The sequence below is a fragment of the Burkholderia sp. M6-3 genome (assembly GCF_050858985.1).
Classification (GTDB): Bacteria; Pseudomonadota; Gammaproteobacteria; order Burkholderiales; family Burkholderiaceae; genus Paraburkholderia; species Paraburkholderia caledonica.
The window spans coordinates 2,483,221-2,498,496 of sequence record NZ_CP110091.1; the positions used below are offsets into that span (position 1 = coordinate 2,483,221).

The following is a 15,276-nucleotide window of genomic DNA, read 5'->3' on the forward strand; positions in this document are numbered from 1 at the left end:
CACCGTTTAATAAAGCGGGCTAACGTGCACGGGTTGTTCAATTTGGTGAACAGTGACATGGAACTAAACGACCTGACCGCTTTCATTTCAGTCGCGCGCGCGGGCGGCTTTCGCGACGCTGCGCGCACGAGCGGCGTTTCCGCGTCGAGCTTGAGCATCGCCGTGCGCCGCCTCGAAACGAAGCTCGGTCTGCGCCTGTTGAACCGTACGACCCGCAGTGTCGCGCCCACCGAAGCCGGCCTGCGTCTGCTCGAAAAACTGACGCCGCTCTTCAGCGAAATGGAAGCGGCGCTCGACGTGCTCAACGTGTTTCGTGACCGGCCGAGCGGCACGCTCAAACTGAACGTGCCGGCGAGCGCGGCGCGCATGGGATTGCCCGGTGTGATAGCGCCGTTTCTAAAGGCCTATCCGGACATACGGGTGGAAGTGGTCGTCGAAGACGGCTTTGTCGACGTGCTTTCCATTGGCTGCGACGCGGGCATCCGTTACGACGAGCGGCTCGACCAGGACATGATCGCCGTGCCGATCGGCCCGCGCGTGGAACGCGTCGCCACCGCCGCCGCGCCGGAGTATTTGGAGTCCCGCGGACGCCCGCAGCATCCGCGCGACCTCCTTACGCATGCTTGCCTGCGCGTCCAGTTTGCCGGCGGCGCGACGCCGACGTGGATCTTCGAGCGCGAAGGCGAAGTGGTGCAACTGAATCCGTCGGGACCGTTGCTCGTGCGTCCCGGCGCGGCGCTCGACCTCGTGATCAGCGCGGCGCTCGCGGGTGTGGGCGTGATCCACCTGTTCGAAGACATGCTGAAGCCGCACCTCGACAGCGGCGCATTGCAGCCTGTTCTCGAACCTTGGTGGCAAAGCTTCTCGGGACCCTTTCTCTACTATCCCGGACACCGTCACGTGCCCGCGCCCTTACGTGCGTTCGTCGATTTTTTGAAGGACCGCAACGGTTGAGTGGACAGAGCCGCAAATTCGACGCCGCGCGTGCGATTTGCTGTGATAATGGGCTGCCGCCACCGGAGCGCACGCACATTCTCGAACCACAGATCCACCGCACCATGAAGAACGACACACGCGTTAGCCCCCTGCGCAACTTCGCCGAATTCGTTCGCGCCGAGCGGGTTCGTTTGACCGAGCAATGGATGAACGCAGTTTTTGGCGACGTCGATCTGGTGGAAGCCGATAAGCTCACGTATCAGCAACTCGCCGATCATCTTCCCGAAATTCTCGACGGCCTGTGCGCGGCGCTGGAGGTCGACGATCTGGAACACGTCGAAACGGAGATCGAACGCGACGCGCGCAAGCACGGCATAGTGCGCTGGCGTCAAGGCTACCGGATCGAAGAACTGGTGCGCGAACTGGACCTGTTCCACCTGGTTCTCGCCGATGTACTCGACGAGTACGCCACGCGCGACAACGGATTCACCCGCCGCCACGAAAAGCGCGCGCGCCGCCTGATTGCAGAAGCGCTGAGCATGGTCACGCTCACGTCGATCAAGGAAGTGGTCAGCGAACGCGACCGCAAGATCGACGAATACACCGGTCGGCTGGAGCGCGCCAATCACGAATTGACGCTGAAACAGCGGCTCGTCAGCGAGTTGTACGAGTCACGTATGCACATCACGCGCAGTGTCGTGCACGATTTGCGCAACTTCCTGAATTCGTTCTCAATGGCGTTGCAACTGATCGCTCGCGTGCCCGCCAAGGCCGATACCGCATTGCAGCTAGCAAACCGGCAGGCGGCGGACATGAAGGCGCTTGTCGAGCAGATGGTCGAGTACTCGGTCATCCTCGGCGACGGTACGCCGCTCACGCTCGAACAGGTCGATTTGCATGAACTCTACGAGGAGCTCGTGGCGTCGTCGCGGCCGTCCATCGAAGAGAAGGGGCTGACGCTGCGCGCGGCGTTCGATCCGGCGCTGCCCGCTGTCACGTCGAACCGGCTGAAGCTCAAGCAGATTGCCGTCAACCTGCTTTCCAACGCGACCAAGTACACCAAATCGGGGCAGGTCGAGTTGTACTTCCTGACGGCCGGTCCGCAGCATTGGTCAATCCGCGTGTCGGACACCGGCGTGGGCATCGCGCCCGCCGACGCCGACCGGGTGTTTGCAGAATTCGAACGCGCCGCCGGCGAGGAAATTCCCGGCACCGGGTTGGGTCTCGCCATCGTCAAGGAACTGTGCCGCGTGCTCGACGGGCACATCGACTTCGCGTCACGCGAAGGCGTGGGCACCACCTTCACGATCCGTTTTCCGTTGACGCTCGCGGAACCGGAAGAACAGGCGTAACAGCAGACGCGGCAGACTGCCGACTAACGGGTCGCTGCGCTGCTGGTCATGCGCGGGCATGCGCTCATTGCGCCATCGCCATTGTTCAGACCGTGCATGACAACCTCGGAAGATGTCCCGTCGCGGCGCGCGAGTTCCGCGAGATCGAGCAAGGCGGCGTAGCGCGCGGGGCAATCGGCAGACGGAACCAGTTCAGGAAGTTCGCGCGGCAACTCCGGATTTGCCATGAACCTCTGGACGGCGATCACCAGTGCGGTCGCCACGATGATCGTCGCCCATACGCTTGCTTTGCGAACCGTGGATGCATCCGAGGCCCGCAACCACCGCCGGCGTGACGCGGCAACACGTTGCTCGTCCGCCTTCGCGCTGCCCGGCCGCATCCCTCGTATGACTTTGAAGCGGCTAGGCCGACTGGCTCGGCTGGCTAGAGTGAAACGCATTCTTAATGACATGGCGTTCGCTCTTCACGCCCAGTGCGCCGGTACATACACATTGCCGACCCAATGGCCCGGCACCCAGACTGCCGGACGCGGCGCGGGCGCAAGATAAACGCGGCGCGGCGCCACGTAGACCACCGGCGGCGGCGCATAGACCACTGGCGGAGCGACATAAGCAACGGGCTTCGGCGCGATCACGACAGTCGGCGGGGGCGGCGGCGGTGCATAAACCACGGGCGGCGGCGCCACTACGACAGCGGGCGCGGGCGGCGGCGGCGCGACGTAGACAACCGGCTTGGGTGCAACAACGACTGTCGGCGGCGGATACACCACCGGTTTAGGCGCGACGACGACGGTCGTGCCGCCCGTCGCCACAACGCCCGTGCTCACCACGGTTCCACCCGAACTCACCGTATTGCCGTGCGTGCCGGTCACGCTGGTGGACGTCGTCACTACGCCGGGCGCTACGCGCGTCGCCGTGCCGGAATGCGCGACCGTGTTTCCATCCGATCCCGTGACCGTTCCCGAACGCGAGCATGAAGAACCGGCGCAGTTGGTCGACGCCGAGTGATCGACCGTATCGCCGTTGGAGCGCGTCACCGATCCCGACGACGAGTACTGCCCTGCGCCCGTCTTCGTTACTTCGCCGGAGGTGGTCGCCGTCTTGCCATCCGGTCCGGTGAGCGCGCCCGTATGCGAACACGTGCCGCCCGCGCAACTGGTGTCGCCAGAGTGCTGCACCGAGTTTCCGTAGCGGCCCGTCGCAGTGCCCGAATTCGAAAACTGACCGGGCGAATTGCGAGTGACCGTGCCGGTGTTGGTCGCGGCACCGCCATAAGGTCCGACGACGCCGCCAGCATGCGAACAGCTGCCGCCGCCACACGAGCCATAGTGGCCTTCGTTATAGACGCCGCGCGAGGTGTAAGCAGTTCCGTGCTGCGACCACGCGAATGCCGACGCACTGCCCAGTGCGAGCATTGCCGTCGTCGCGGTCAGCGCGAGCTTGCGCAGTGTGCGGCGAGCGGAAGGCGGAAATGAATTGACGGCCGCAGATGAAGCGCCGCTGACCGGGACTGCGAACGAATGAGTTTTCACGGGTATGTCCTTCGTGGAATCTGGCCACGTCGTGCGACTGCTGCTGTGCGCTGTGTGGCGATGAACGGACTATAGGAGGACGCGCCGTGACAGTCAGCAGTGAAGATATGTCACGCTGTTTCATCGTGAAAGAAGCCCTCTGGTCAAGGCTTCAAGAGCACTTTGCAAACGCGGTGACATACGCCGACATACTTTGCATCAGCGAAAACCCATCGTGCCGCACGCCTATCCGGGCGACCAGGCGACGAGGCGCTGCAATGTGGCTACGGGAAATAGCGGCCGATTTCCGTTGACAACGCATGCGGCAAAACGGCACACTCAATTCATGTTGACGCACATCTCCATCGCCGTAGCGATTAATCACCCGAAGCGAGCCATCATCGGCTGGCCTATGGGAGCATGTTTGCGTTAGCAGTCTGAATCTGCAAAGCAAGACCCCAAGGCCCCGCCGGTAACGGAAGGGGCCTTTTGTTTTGTGGGCACCTCTGTCGGCCGGCTCCAAAACGGAGAGCAAGATGGATCAGGCAAGCCCGCAGTGCATGGAAGACGACGCACATCGTTATGCGTATTACCAGGACGAGCGTCTACCGAAGGTGGTCGTGCATTTCCCGGTCGCGGCAGGCGCGACATTGACATGGCGTGTCGAGGCGGACAGCACGCTTGCGGTAAAGGGTGCGCGCCTCTGGCTGACCCGTATCAGTTCTCCGTACGATCACTGGATCGCGCCGGGTCAAACGTTCAGCCTGCAGCGCGGCGAACGCATATGGCTCAGCGCTGACGGCGAACGAACAGCGCATGTTTCGCTGACCTCCGCACTGCCCGCAAAAGGGATTCTCGCGCGTTGGCTCGGCCGGCTCGCCGGTTTGAGCCTGGGGCCGCCGAGCCCGCGCTGACATGCGTTGTCAGGCTCAGCGCATGTCGCGTGAACTCGTTGCATGCGCAGCGCGAGCCTGAAAAAGCAACGGCGCGACGGCCGGCAAGGCCATCGCGCGGCGCAACGACATACGCTTCATTGAAGCGTGCTTTGCGCCGCGCCTTGCGGCGTAACTTGCACAGCCGCGGCGGAAACGAACACCGCGTGAATGGTGTCGCCCACCTTCACGTCTGCAAGGTCGACTTGCGGACCGACTTCGAGCGTTTGGGTCTGATACGCGCCGCGCAGCGTGACAAGGCGCCGCTTGCGGTCGATTTTTTGCACGGTGGCGAGCACTTCGACCTGACGCGCCGATTCGAAGCCGCCCGACGCAGGTGTATAGACCTGCGTATCGACACGTTCACGAATGCCCTTGCCTTTGCCCGTCACCCGCTCGGCCTTGACCAGCAGCGCGTTTTTATACAGCGCATCCACGTGGTCGCCCACCTTCAATTTTTCGAAACCGGCGACTTGCTGGCCCACGAGCACGATCACAACGTTGCCGTTCGCGCCCTGCAGCGTGAGCGAGCGGGTGCCGGGATCGATGCCCACGATGGTGGCCTTCATATGCACCGGCTGCACGGCACTGACAACACCTTGCGCGGCGCTTGCCAACGGCTCTTGCGCCCACACCGGCTGAGCCGCGGCGAGCACCGCTGCGGTCAATGCTGCTCCTATCGTCGCTGCATTCATTTACGCTCTCCTTGATAATCGCCCCGGCCATAGTTGCCCATTTCGCATAATGCCGAATGCGAAATATTCAGGACGCTTGACTAAAGATGTAGCGCAACGATTGTACATGCCTTACAGGAAGCTTCAATCGCGAGCCGGTACGACGCTTGCCAACGTCCGACGCAAAAAGAAACAGCCTCTTCGCGGTAGCGAAGAGGCTGTTTGGTAACGCGAAGCGCCACATACGCACACACGCGCACTAGACCATCACACGCGTTCGATTGCGATCGCGATGCCCTGCCCCACGCCGATACACATCGTGCACAGTGCAAAGCGTCCCTGCGTGCGTTGCAGCTGGTACATCGCGGTGGTCACGAGGCGCGCGCCGCTCATGCCGAGCGGATGACCCAACGCGATTGCGCCGCCGTTCGGATTCACGCGTGCGTCGTCGTCGGCCACGCCGAGCGTGCGCAGCACCGCAATACCTTGAGAAGCAAACGCCTCGTTCAACTCGATCAGGTCGAACTGATCGATGGTCATGTTCAGGCGCGCCATCAATTTTTGCGCGGCAGGCGCCGGGCCCATGCCCATTACGCGCGGCGCAACACCCGCCGTCGCGACGCCGAGCACGCGGGCTCGCGGCGTGAGGCCGAACCGCTTTGCCGTCTCTTCGTTGGCCAGCAGCAGCGCCGCTGCGCCGTCGTTCACGCCCGATGCGTTACCTGCCGTCACGGTGCCGTCCGGACGCACGACGCCCTTCAGTTTCGCGAGCGCTTCGAGGCTCGTCTCACGCGGATGCTCGTCTTGCGACACCGTGATCGGATCACGCTTCTTCTGCGCGATCGTCACGCCGACGATTTCCTGCGCGAGCGTGCCGTCCTTCTGCGCGCGCGCGGCTTTCTGCTGACTGCGAAGTGCGAACGCGTCCTGATCGGCGCGGCTGATGTTGTAGTCGGTCGCGACGTTTTCGCCGGTCTCCGGCATCGAGTCGACGCCGTACATCTGCTTCATCAACGGATTGACGAAACGCCAGCCAATGGTCGTGTCGTAGATGTCTGCCTGGCGCGAAAACGCGCTCGTTGCCTTGCCCATGACAAACGGTGCGCGGCTCATGCTCTCGACGCCGCCCGCCACCATCAACGCGGCCTCGCCGGACTTGATTGCGCGCGCGGCGATGCCGACCGCGTCCATGCCCGAGCCGCACAGACGGTTCACAGTCGAGCCCGGCACGTCTTTAGGCAGCCCTGCGAGCAGCAGCGACATGCGCGCCACGTTGCGGTTGTCTTCGCCGGCCTGATTCGCGCAGCCGTAGATCACGTCGTCGATGACGCTCCAGTCGACGTTCTTGTTGCGCTCCATCAGCGCCTTCAGCGGCACGGCGCCCAGATCGTCCGCGCGAACCGACGACAGCGAGCCCGCATAGCGGCCGATGGGGGTGCGAATCGCGTCGCACAGGAATGCTTCGGTCATGTGATGTCTCCAGTGATGTGCTGCGCGCGCCGCGCCGTCAGCATGAATGCGTGGCGCGGGCGGATGCGTCGAGCATCGGCCGGGCGGCTGCCGGGCAGCCGTCGCGTGAATTCAGCTTAGCGCAGGATGGTGAACGATGTGTTCGAGTCGCCGGCCGTTTTGTTCTTTATGCGAACATACGGTCATATATCGAACAACAAGCTTCGATAATAGGCGCGTGGCGGAAACGCTGTCAAGCGCGCACCGCCCTTCATCAGGGAATACGTGAGAGGCGTCGGCCGCGCCGAGCAAGCGTCTGACAATTGACGCGCCCGCGCTGCCGCCGCGCTGCGGGCCGCAACGCGTGGCCTGGCGGGCGTTTTGGTTGATCTTCTAATGGACCTTCACACCCTCGTCTGCGATATAGGCGCGGATCACGTCGGCAAAGGTTTGCTCGCCGCGCAGGCCGAGTTGTTCGGCGCGCGATGTGTCCCATCGTCCCGGCCAGCTGCCGACGATTTTTTCGATGCGCGCGTCCGGTTGCCAGACGATCCGCTTCGCGACCTCGTCGCCAGCCACTTCGCGCAGCGCCGCCACCATCTCGTCGACACTCACTGAAATGCCTGGCAGATTCAGCACGCGTTGGTTGCCCAGCGCGGCGGAATCGAGTTCGAGCCCGGCGATCAGGCACTCGATCGCTTTGCGCGGCGACAGCAGCCACAGCCGCGTGGAGCCGTTGACGGGGCACACAGCCTGTTCGCCGTTCAACGGCTCGCGGATTATGCCGCTCGCAAATGACGACGCCGCCGCATTCGGCTTGCCGGGCCGCACGCTGATCGTGGGGAGCCGCAGCACGCGCCCGTCGACGAAACCGCGCCGCGAATAGTCGTTGAGCAGCAACTCGGCAATCGCCTTTTGCGCGCCGTACGAGGATTGGGGATTCAGCGCAGTATCGTTCTGCACGATGTCGGGCAAGTCACCGCCGTACACCGCGACCGAGCTGGTGAACACCACGCGCGGCCGATGTCCGCGTTCGCGGCAAACGTCGAGTAACAGGCGCGACGCGTCGAGATTGATGCGCATGCCGAGATCGAAGTCGGCTTCCGCCTGACCGCTCACGATCGCGGCAAGGTGAAAGATCGCCGCGGTGTTGCTGTCGATTGCACGCTCGAGCACGCTGCGCTCGGCGATATCGCCCACTTCGGTGCGCACGCGGCTGTCGCCGAAATCGTTCGCTTGCACGACGTCGAGCAAGACGAGTTCGGTGATGGCTTGCGGCGCGCCTTGCGCGTCGTTCAACGAACCGCGCGAGAGCAGTTCGCGCGCAAGGCGTTGGCCGAGAAATCCCGCGCCGCCGGTTATCAGTACTTTCATGATTGGCTAATGTCCTCGTTATATCTTGATCAAGCGGCGTTCAGATATGGTTTGAGCCAGCCGAGCCCCGCGGAAGTCGCGGCGCGCGGCCGGTATTCGCAGCCGATGTAGCCGTCGTAGCCGAGTGAGTCGATGACATCGAAGAGATACGGATAGTTGATCTCGCCCGTATCCGGCTCGTGCCGTTCGGGTACGCCTGCAACCTGAATGTGACCGATGCCCGCCTGATCGCGCTTGAGCTTCACCGCGAGATCGCCTTCCACGATCTGACAGTGGTAACAGTCGAACTGCACCTTGAGATTCGGCTCGCCGACTTCCGCGCAGATTGCTTGCGCCTCGTCCTGCCGGTTCAGGAAAAAGCCCGGCATGTCGCGTGTATTGATCGGTTCGATCACAATCATGATGCCCTCGGCTTGCGCGGCCTTCGCGGCATAGGCGAGGTTTTGCAGATACACCTCGCGATGCCGCTCGCGCGGCTGATCTGCGCCGATCAGGCCCGCCATCACATGCAGCTTGCGATTGCCGATCACACGCGCGTATTCGAGAGCCGTTTCGATGCTGCGGCGGAACTCGTCTTCACGTCCGGGCAGCGTTGCGATGCCGCGCTCGCCGCTCGCCCAGTCGCCCGGCGGCGCGTTGAAGAGGGCTTGTGTGAGACCGTTGGCGTCGAGCCGCGCCTTGATTTCCGCGGCGCGAAAATCGTACGGAAACAGAAACTCGACCGCTTTGAAACCGTCTTTCGCGGCAGCAGCGAAACGGTCCAGAAAAGCGTGCTCGTTGTACATCATCGACAGATTGGCGGCGAAGCGAGGCATGGCGGCAACTCCTTTGAAGCTGTGTTCAGCGCGCGGCAACCGAAGCTGTGCAGCAACGTATGAGCCGCGCGGCGCTTTTAGCGATTGACCAGTTTGGCCGGCGTGAGCCACGTGGCAATCGCGCCGATCACCAGCATGCCGGCCAGCACATACATGCCGGTCTGCGTGCTATGCGTGAGATCCTTCAGATAGCCGATCATGTAGGGACTCGCAAAACCTGCAAGATTACCGATCGAATTGATGATCGCGATGCCGGCCGCCGCGGTCGCGCCCGACATGAACGCCGTCGGCAGCGACCAGAAGAGCGGCGCGCAAGTCAGCACGCCGGCAGCGGCGAGCGACAGAAACGCGATGGACACCACCGTGTTGCTCGCGAACGAAGCCGCGACCGTGAAGCCCACGGCGCCGAACAACGCCGGCACGATCAGATGCCAGCGGCGCTCACGGCGCTTGTCGGCGCTGTGTCCCATCAGATTCATCACGACGATCGCACAGACAAACGGAATCGCGCTCAGCAGACCGATGTTGAACGCGCCGCTCACACCCGTGGATTTGACTAGCGTCGGCATCCAGAACGTCAGGCCGTATTGCCCGGTGACGAACGCGAAGTAGATCAGCGACATCCACCATGTGCGCGGATCGCGGAACACCGCGCGCAGCGAATGAGCGTTTGCTTTTTCCTTCGGCTGCGATGCGGCGATTTCATCGGTCAACAGGCGCTTTTCGCTTTCGCTCAGCCACTTTGCGCTCGCAATTCCGTTGTCGAGATACAGGATCGTGGCAATACCGATCGCCACCGCCGGAATCGCTTCGATCAGGAACATCCATTGCCAGCCCTGGAGACCCGAGCTGTGATGGAACGCCTGCATGATCCAGCCGGACAGCGGATTGCCGAAGATGCCCGACACCGGAATCGCCGACATGAACACCGCAATGATCTTTGCACGACGATGCGACGGAAACCAGTAAGTCAGATACAGGATCACGCCCGGATAAAAACCTGCTTCGGCGAGACCAAGCAGAAAGCGCAGGATGTAGAACTGGGTCGGCGTCTTTACGAACACGAATAGCGCTGACATCACGCCCCAGGTAATCATGATCCGTGCGATCCAGATGCGCGCGCCGAGCTTGTGCATCAGAATGTTGCTCGGCAATTCAAACAGGAAGTAGCCGATAAAGAACACGCCTGCACCAAGGCCGAACACCGTTTCGCTGAACGCGAGGTCTTGCGACATTTGCAGCTTTGCAAAGCCGACGTTCACGCGATCCAGATACGCGACCACGTAGCAGAGCATCAGAAATGGCACGATGCGCCAGAACACTTTCTTGTATGTACGCTCGACTTCCGCGGCGCCGGGTTGACCCGCGGGCGCCGCGAACGGCTGGCTGGATACGGCCTGATACGAACTCATGCAATGTCTCCTGGGATGGGTATATAACGCGTCGCCTTGGGCGATCTGATTGATGTGAGCGGTTGTTACCAGCGCGCGCCGAATGCGCTGCGCAGTTCTTCGAGCGACGCTTCGTCGAGTGGCGCCGGTCGAGGGTTTGTCATGAGCCACAAACGCGCGGTCTCTTCGAGTTCTTCAAGTGCATACGACGCATGCGCGACGGAACGTTCCCAGACCACAGGGCCGAGGCGCTCGAGCAGCACCGCGCGAACGCTATCGGCGAGCGCGGCGATCTGCGCAGCCACTTGCGGATCGCCGGGCCGGCGGTAGCGAATCAGCGGCACGTGGCCCACTTTCATCACGTAGTACGGCGTGATCGCCGGCAGTACGTCGGCCTCGCTCCACACGCCCGCCAGTGTCAGTGCGACCAGATGGGTCGAATGCGTGTGGACGATGCCGCGCGTTTCGCCATTGCGCGCATAGATGCCGCGATGCAGCGCGAGGGTTTTCGACGGTTTGCCGCCCGACACCGCATTGCCGTCGAGGTCGACCTTGGCGATGTCGGCTGGATCGAGTCGACCGAGGCACGCATCGGTCGGCGTGATCAGCCAGCCGTCATCGAGCCGCGCGCTGATGTTGCCTGCGCTGCCGACCGTATAGCCTCGTTGATAAAGACTCGCGCCAGTCACGCATATTTCCTCGCGTACGCGCGCTTCGTTCGTGGCGTGGACTGCGGGAGCGTTGCTCATTGCGCGGCTCCGTTCAGATGACGCAGCGCTTTTTCGAAGAAATCGGTCGTGCCGAAGTTGCCGGATTTCAGTGCCAGCGCGAGCGGTTGCGTGCCCACGGTTGCAGTCGCCGGAACGCCGGGATCGATCTGCGCGCCGATGCGCAACGTGCGAACGTTCAGCGCCTGCACGACCGCGCCCGAGGTCTCGCCGCCCGCCACGATGAACTTGCGCACGCCGCGTTCATGCAGGCCGCGCGCAATCGCCGCCAACGTCGATTCGACCAGCTGTCCTGCCCGATCCACGCCGAGTTCGCGTTGCACCGCTTTCACTTCGTCGGGCGTGGCGGTCGCGTAAATGAGCATGGGCTCGGCTTTGTCGAGATATGTTTGCGCGAAGGCCAGCGCCTGTTCGACAACCGCTTCGCCGCGCGCAGCCGCGAGCGGGTCGATGCGAAACGCAGGCCGTGTATCGCGCCAGGCGGCGACTTGCGCATTGGTCGCTTTCGACGCGCTGCCGGCGAGCACCGCCGACAACCCTTCGACGTGCGGCAGTTGCGCGGCATCAGCTTGCGAATCGAGCAGGCCCGCGCGACGGAAGTTAGCCGGCAAGCCCAACGCAATACGCGAGCCTCCTGTGATCAATGTCAGATCGGCGCAGGCTTCGCCAAGCACGTGGAAGTCGGCGTCGGAGACCGCGTCGGCGATCGCCATGCGCACGCCCTGGTTACGCAATGCGTCGAACGATTCGCGCACGGCCGATACGCCTTGGGCCACCGCGTCGTAACGCACGAGCCCGACTTTCGATTGCGTCTGACGTTGCAGCACGCGCACGAGGTTGGCGTCGCGCATCGGCGTGAGCGGATGGTTCTCCATGCCCGACTCGTTGAGCAACGTATCGCCGACAAAGAGATGACCGCGAAAAATGGTGCGGCCGTTCTCCGGGAACGCAGGACAGGCAATCGTGAAAGCGCTGGCAGAACCTTGCGCGGATAGCGCGTTCAGCAACGCATCCGTCACCGGCCCGATGTTGCCTGCGTCAGTCGAGTCGAAGGTCGAGCAATATTTGAAAACGAACTGGCGGCAGCCTTGGGCGCGCAGCCAGTCGAGGGCTGCAAGCGATTGCGCGACTGCGTCGGCTGCGGGGATCGTGCGCGACTTCAGCGCGACCACGAGCGCGTCGGCTTCGATTGTTTCTTCCTTCTCCGGCACGCCGATGGTTTGCACCGTGCGCATGCCGCCGCGCACCAGCATGTTGGCGAGGTCGGTTGCGCCGGTGAAATCGTCGGCGATACAGCCGAGCAGCGCGCGTTGTGTCGTAGCGGTCATGACGCGCTCCTGTTCACTTTGCCGCCGGCACGTCGATGCCGGGGAAAATCTTGATGACCGCGGAGTCGTCCTCGCCGCCGTGACCCGCTGTGGACGCCATCATGAACATCTGATGCGCCGCCGCCGATAGTGGCAGCGGAAATTTCGAACGGCGCGCGGTATCGAGCACGAGGCCGAGATCCTTGACGAAAATATCGACGGCCGACAGCGGCGTGTAATCGCCGTTGAGTATGTGCGGCACGCGATTCTCGAACATCCACGAATTGCCAGCGCTATGCGTGATCACGTCGTATAGCGCGTCTGGATCCACGCCTTCGCGCAAGCCGAGCGCCATCGCCTCCGCGGCCACGGCGATATGCACGCCGGCCAGCAACTGGTTGATGATCTTGACCTTCGATCCCGCGCCATGCGCGGAGCCAAGGCGATAAACCTTGCCCGCCATCGCGGCGAGCACGTCCTCACAGGCCGCGTAAGCAGCGGCGGGGCCGGACGTCATCATCGTCATCTCGCCCGACGCGGCGCGCGCCGCGCCGCCCGAGACCGGCGCATCGAGCATCTGCAAACCTGCTGCCTCGATGCGCTTGCCAAGTTCGATTGCGAAGTCGGGCGCGACCGTCGCGCTCGCGATCACGACGCCGCCCGGCTTCATCGCCGCGACCGCGCCCTGCTCGCCGAACAACACCGCCTCGGTTTGCGCGGCGTTCACGACCAGCGTGATGACTACGTCACATTGCGCACCGAGTTCGGCTGGCGACGCGCAACCCACGCCGCCTTCTTTCACGAACGCCTGCAGGACTTCGCTGCGCAGATCGCACGCGTGGACCCGCAAGCCCGCACGCAGCAACGAGCGCGCGACGCCCAAACCCATTGCACCGAGACCGATGACACCGACATTTCTGGACATGCTGCACCTCTATGGAATCTGTTACGCGCTTGTGGGAATTGCACCGCGTGCGCCGACTTCGCAACACTCGCCGGCGTATCTCGGCATCAGCGAATGCCCGCTTCCGCGAGCCGCCTTGCCGCGTTGTACATGTGCGTTTGCGCCGCGTTGCGCGCGGCCATGGGATCGCCGGCACGAATTGCGGCTGCAATGGCCGCATGCTCTTCGCGCACCTGACGCGAGAAGTCTTCGCGCAGTGCCTCGTTGCGGCGCGTGACAACCGTGCCGGCTTTGAGATACTGGTTCAGGAACGTCAGCGTCTTGAGGAAATACGGATTGCCGGTTGCTCCCGCAATCGCGCGATGAAACGCGACGTCTTCGGTCACGCCGTCCTCGCCTTCCGCGACGGCTTCGTCGATCTTCGCGAGAGCCGCGTCGATGGACATCATGTCGGCGTCGGTGCGACGCATCGCCGCCTCGGATGCGACTTCCGCTTCGATCGCCCGCCGCAACGCAAGGATCTGTACGACCGACCCCGGCTCGACCGCTTCGGCGTAGTCGATACGCAGCGGCCGGATCGCGCCGTGCGCCGCGATGAAGACGCCGCTGCCCTGGCGCGGCTCGACCACACCTTCGTTCTTCAGCCGCGAAATCGCCTCGCGGATCACCGTGCGGCTCACCCCGAATTGCTGCGCGAGCACGGCCTCGGTGGGCAGCTTGCCGCCGCGCGCGAAGGTGCCCTTGTCGATCTGCTTGAGAAGCTGCTGCGCGACGGTGTCGCTCAATGCGCGGGCTGGAATCTTGTCGAACATCGAAGCTCTCAATTGTCATGTCATCGGGTCATCATACAAATTTTTCATGCTGGTTACATCCACGCAAACCCTGGGTTTTTTGTCGGAAGTCCCGTGAAGTTGGCGAAACAGAAGGCTTAAGCTATCGTCACGCCTTTGCGCACCGTCGCGACGATCGAGTCACCGCGGACGGTATCCAAGCCTTACGAACGCACGTTTCGCACACATTTCCAGGTCCATGAGCAAAGCCCCGCCGCCGTCCTCCGACGTTTCCGCCAGCGCCGAACCGGCCCCGGACAAACCGGGCGACTCGTACGTGCAGTCGTTCGCGCGCGGCCTCGCGGTGATTCGCGCATTCGACGCGACGCGCCCCGAGCAGACGCTTACCGACGTTGCCGCTGCCACGGGTCTCACGCGCGCGGGCGCGCGGCGCATCCTGCTGACATTGCAGACGCTCGGCTACGTCGAAGCCGAGGGCCGTCTGTTTCGCCTGACGCCGAAAATTCTCGACCTCGGGTTCGCGTACCTGACGTCGATGCCGTTCTGGAATCTGGCTGAGCCAGTCATGGAAGAACTGTCCGCACAGGTGCACGAAAGCTGCTCGGCGGCCGTGCTCGATCGCACGGAGATCGTCTACGTGTTGCGCGTGCCGACTCACAAGATCATGACGATCAACCTGTCGATCGGTAGCCGCTTGCCGGCGTATTGCACGTCGATGGGCCGCGTACTGCTCTCCGCACTCGACGACGAGACGCTCGAAACCACGCTGAATTCGTCGCCGCTCTACGCTCACACGCCGCGCACGGTAACGGACAAAGAAGAACTGAAGAAACTGATCGCGCAGGTGCGCCGGCAAGGATGGGCGATTGTCGATCAGGAACTGGAAGGCGGTTTGATTTCGCTGTCGGCGCCTATCCGCAATCGTCAGGGACGCGTGATCGCGGCAATGAATATCAGCGGCAACGCGCAACGCAATTCGGCCAGACAGATGGTCAAGGCGTTTCTCGAGCCGCTGCAGCAGGCTGCGCAAACCGTATCGGAGATGGTGGCAAGGCGCGGTTGAATCAGCGGCAGTTTTGCCACCGCTGTTCGAATGTTCACGCCCCGCGCCC

15 protein-coding genes are annotated in these 15,276 nt (G+C 63.0%); 4 read left to right on the plus strand and 11 right to left on the minus strand.

The features are described 5' to 3' along the window. The first annotated feature begins 57 nt into the window (after positions 1-57). Entirely contained in the window at positions 58-954 is an 897-nt protein-coding gene (locus OH764_RS28685; protein WP_498849464.1) for a LysR family transcriptional regulator, read from the plus strand. Positions 955-1,058: 104 nt separating this feature from the next. After that, positions 1,059-2,288 carry a sensor histidine kinase gene (locus OH764_RS28690; RefSeq protein WP_498849465.1) on the plus strand — a complete coding sequence of 410 codons (1,230 nt, stop codon included), beginning with the start codon at positions 1,059-1,061 and terminating at the stop codon, positions 2,286-2,288. A gap of 23 nt (positions 2,289-2,311) precedes the next feature. Here OH764_RS28690 and OH764_RS28695 read toward each other — a convergent pair whose 3' ends face one another. Further along, complete coding sequence (locus OH764_RS28695; protein WP_227471194.1) at positions 2,312-2,551, minus strand: hypothetical protein; 240 nt, start codon at positions 2,549-2,551, stop codon at positions 2,312-2,314. Between the two features lie 201 nt (positions 2,552-2,752). Then, positions 2,753-3,820 (minus strand): hypothetical protein, encoded by a 1,068-nt coding sequence (locus tag OH764_RS28700; RefSeq protein WP_498849466.1) that lies wholly within the window; start codon positions 3,818-3,820, stop codon positions 2,753-2,755. Positions 3,821-4,335: 515 nt separating this feature from the next. Between OH764_RS28700 and OH764_RS28705 the strand changes: the two genes are divergently transcribed. Beyond that, positions 4,336-4,713, plus strand: coding sequence for a DUF2917 domain-containing protein (locus OH764_RS28705; RefSeq protein ID WP_498849467.1), 378 nt, complete (start codon positions 4,336-4,338; stop codon positions 4,711-4,713). 116 nt (positions 4,714-4,829) lie between these two features. Here OH764_RS28705 and OH764_RS28710 read toward each other — a convergent pair whose 3' ends face one another. From OH764_RS28710 to OH764_RS28750, 9 genes are all read right to left on the minus strand, one after another. Then, complete coding sequence (locus tag OH764_RS28710) at positions 4,830-5,426, minus strand: hypothetical protein (protein ID WP_498849468.1); 597 nt, start codon at positions 5,424-5,426, stop codon at positions 4,830-4,832. A 246-nt stretch (positions 5,427-5,672) separates the two neighbouring features. Beyond that, positions 5,673-6,875 carry a thiolase family protein gene (gene pcaF, locus OH764_RS28715; protein ID WP_498849469.1) on the minus strand — a complete coding sequence of 401 codons (1,203 nt, stop codon included), beginning with the start codon at positions 6,873-6,875 and terminating at the stop codon, positions 5,673-5,675. Between the two features lie 372 nt (positions 6,876-7,247). Further along, complete coding sequence (gene denD / locus OH764_RS28720) at positions 7,248-8,228, minus strand: SDR family oxidoreductase (protein ID WP_498849470.1); 981 nt, start codon at positions 8,226-8,228, stop codon at positions 7,248-7,250. Positions 8,229-8,257: 29 nt separating this feature from the next. Further along, positions 8,258-9,043 (minus strand): 2-oxo-tetronate isomerase, encoded by a 786-nt coding sequence (otnI, locus tag OH764_RS28725; protein ID WP_131318216.1) that lies wholly within the window; start codon positions 9,041-9,043, stop codon positions 8,258-8,260. Between the two features lie 77 nt (positions 9,044-9,120). Next, complete coding sequence (locus OH764_RS28730) at positions 9,121-10,455, minus strand: MFS transporter (protein WP_498849471.1); 1,335 nt, start codon at positions 10,453-10,455, stop codon at positions 9,121-9,123. Positions 10,456-10,520: 65 nt separating this feature from the next. Continuing rightward, on the minus strand, positions 10,521-11,183 hold the full coding sequence (otnC, locus tag OH764_RS28735) for a class II aldolase/adducin family protein (protein ID WP_498849472.1): 663 nt from the start codon (positions 11,181-11,183) through the stop codon (positions 10,521-10,523). Continuing rightward, complete coding sequence (otnK, locus tag OH764_RS28740) at positions 11,180-12,490, minus strand: four-carbon acid sugar kinase family protein (protein WP_498849473.1); 1,311 nt, start codon at positions 12,488-12,490, stop codon at positions 11,180-11,182. The genes otnC and otnK overlap by 4 nt, the downstream gene beginning before the upstream one ends. Before the next feature lie 13 nt (positions 12,491-12,503). Beyond that, complete coding sequence (gene ltnD, locus OH764_RS28745; protein ID WP_114199315.1) at positions 12,504-13,394, minus strand: L-threonate dehydrogenase; 891 nt, start codon at positions 13,392-13,394, stop codon at positions 12,504-12,506. Positions 13,395-13,480: 86 nt separating this feature from the next. Then, positions 13,481-14,185, minus strand: a complete 705-nt coding sequence (locus OH764_RS28750; RefSeq protein ID WP_498849474.1) for a FadR/GntR family transcriptional regulator — start codon at positions 14,183-14,185, stop codon at positions 13,481-13,483. 217 nt (positions 14,186-14,402) lie between these two features. Here OH764_RS28750 and OH764_RS28755 point away from each other — a divergent pair, with 217 nt between their 5' ends. After that, on the plus strand, positions 14,403-15,227 hold the full coding sequence (locus tag OH764_RS28755) for an IclR family transcriptional regulator (RefSeq protein ID WP_498849475.1): 825 nt from the start codon (positions 14,403-14,405) through the stop codon (positions 15,225-15,227). The last annotated feature ends 49 nt before the right edge of the window (positions 15,228-15,276 follow it).

Bases quoted from the DNA above. Each gene is read 5' to 3' on its own strand.
- OH764_RS28705 (WP_498849467.1), top strand. From the start codon at position 4,336: ATGGATCAGGCAAGCCCGCAGTGCATGGAAGACGACGCACATCGTTAT.
- otnC (WP_498849472.1), bottom strand. From the start codon at position 11,183: ATGAGCAACGCTCCCGCAGTCCACGCCACGAACGAAGCGCGCGTACGC.
- pcaF (WP_498849469.1), bottom strand. From the start codon at position 6,875: ATGACCGAAGCATTCCTGTGCGACGCGATTCGCACCCCCATCGGCCGC.
- OH764_RS28730 (WP_498849471.1), bottom strand. From the start codon at position 10,455: ATGAGTTCGTATCAGGCCGTATCCAGCCAGCCGTTCGCGGCGCCCGCG.
- otnI (WP_131318216.1), bottom strand. From the start codon at position 9,043: ATGCCTCGCTTCGCCGCCAATCTGTCGATGATGTACAACGAGCACGCT.
- OH764_RS28710 (WP_498849468.1), bottom strand. From the start codon at position 5,426: ATGAATGCAGCGACGATAGGAGCAGCATTGACCGCAGCGGTGCTCGCC.
- OH764_RS28690 (WP_498849465.1), top strand. From the start codon at position 1,059: ATGAAGAACGACACACGCGTTAGCCCCCTGCGCAACTTCGCCGAATTC.
- OH764_RS28755 (WP_498849475.1), top strand. From the start codon at position 14,403: ATGAGCAAAGCCCCGCCGCCGTCCTCCGACGTTTCCGCCAGCGCCGAA.
- otnK (WP_498849473.1), bottom strand. From the start codon at position 12,490: ATGACCGCTACGACACAACGCGCGCTGCTCGGCTGTATCGCCGACGAT.
- OH764_RS28685 (WP_498849464.1), top strand. From the start codon at position 58: ATGGAACTAAACGACCTGACCGCTTTCATTTCAGTCGCGCGCGCGGGC.
- ltnD (WP_114199315.1), bottom strand. From the start codon at position 13,394: ATGTCCAGAAATGTCGGTGTCATCGGTCTCGGTGCAATGGGTTTGGGC.
- OH764_RS28750 (WP_498849474.1), bottom strand. From the start codon at position 14,185: ATGTTCGACAAGATTCCAGCCCGCGCATTGAGCGACACCGTCGCGCAG.
- denD (WP_498849470.1), bottom strand. From the start codon at position 8,228: ATGAAAGTACTGATAACCGGCGGCGCGGGATTTCTCGGCCAACGCCTT.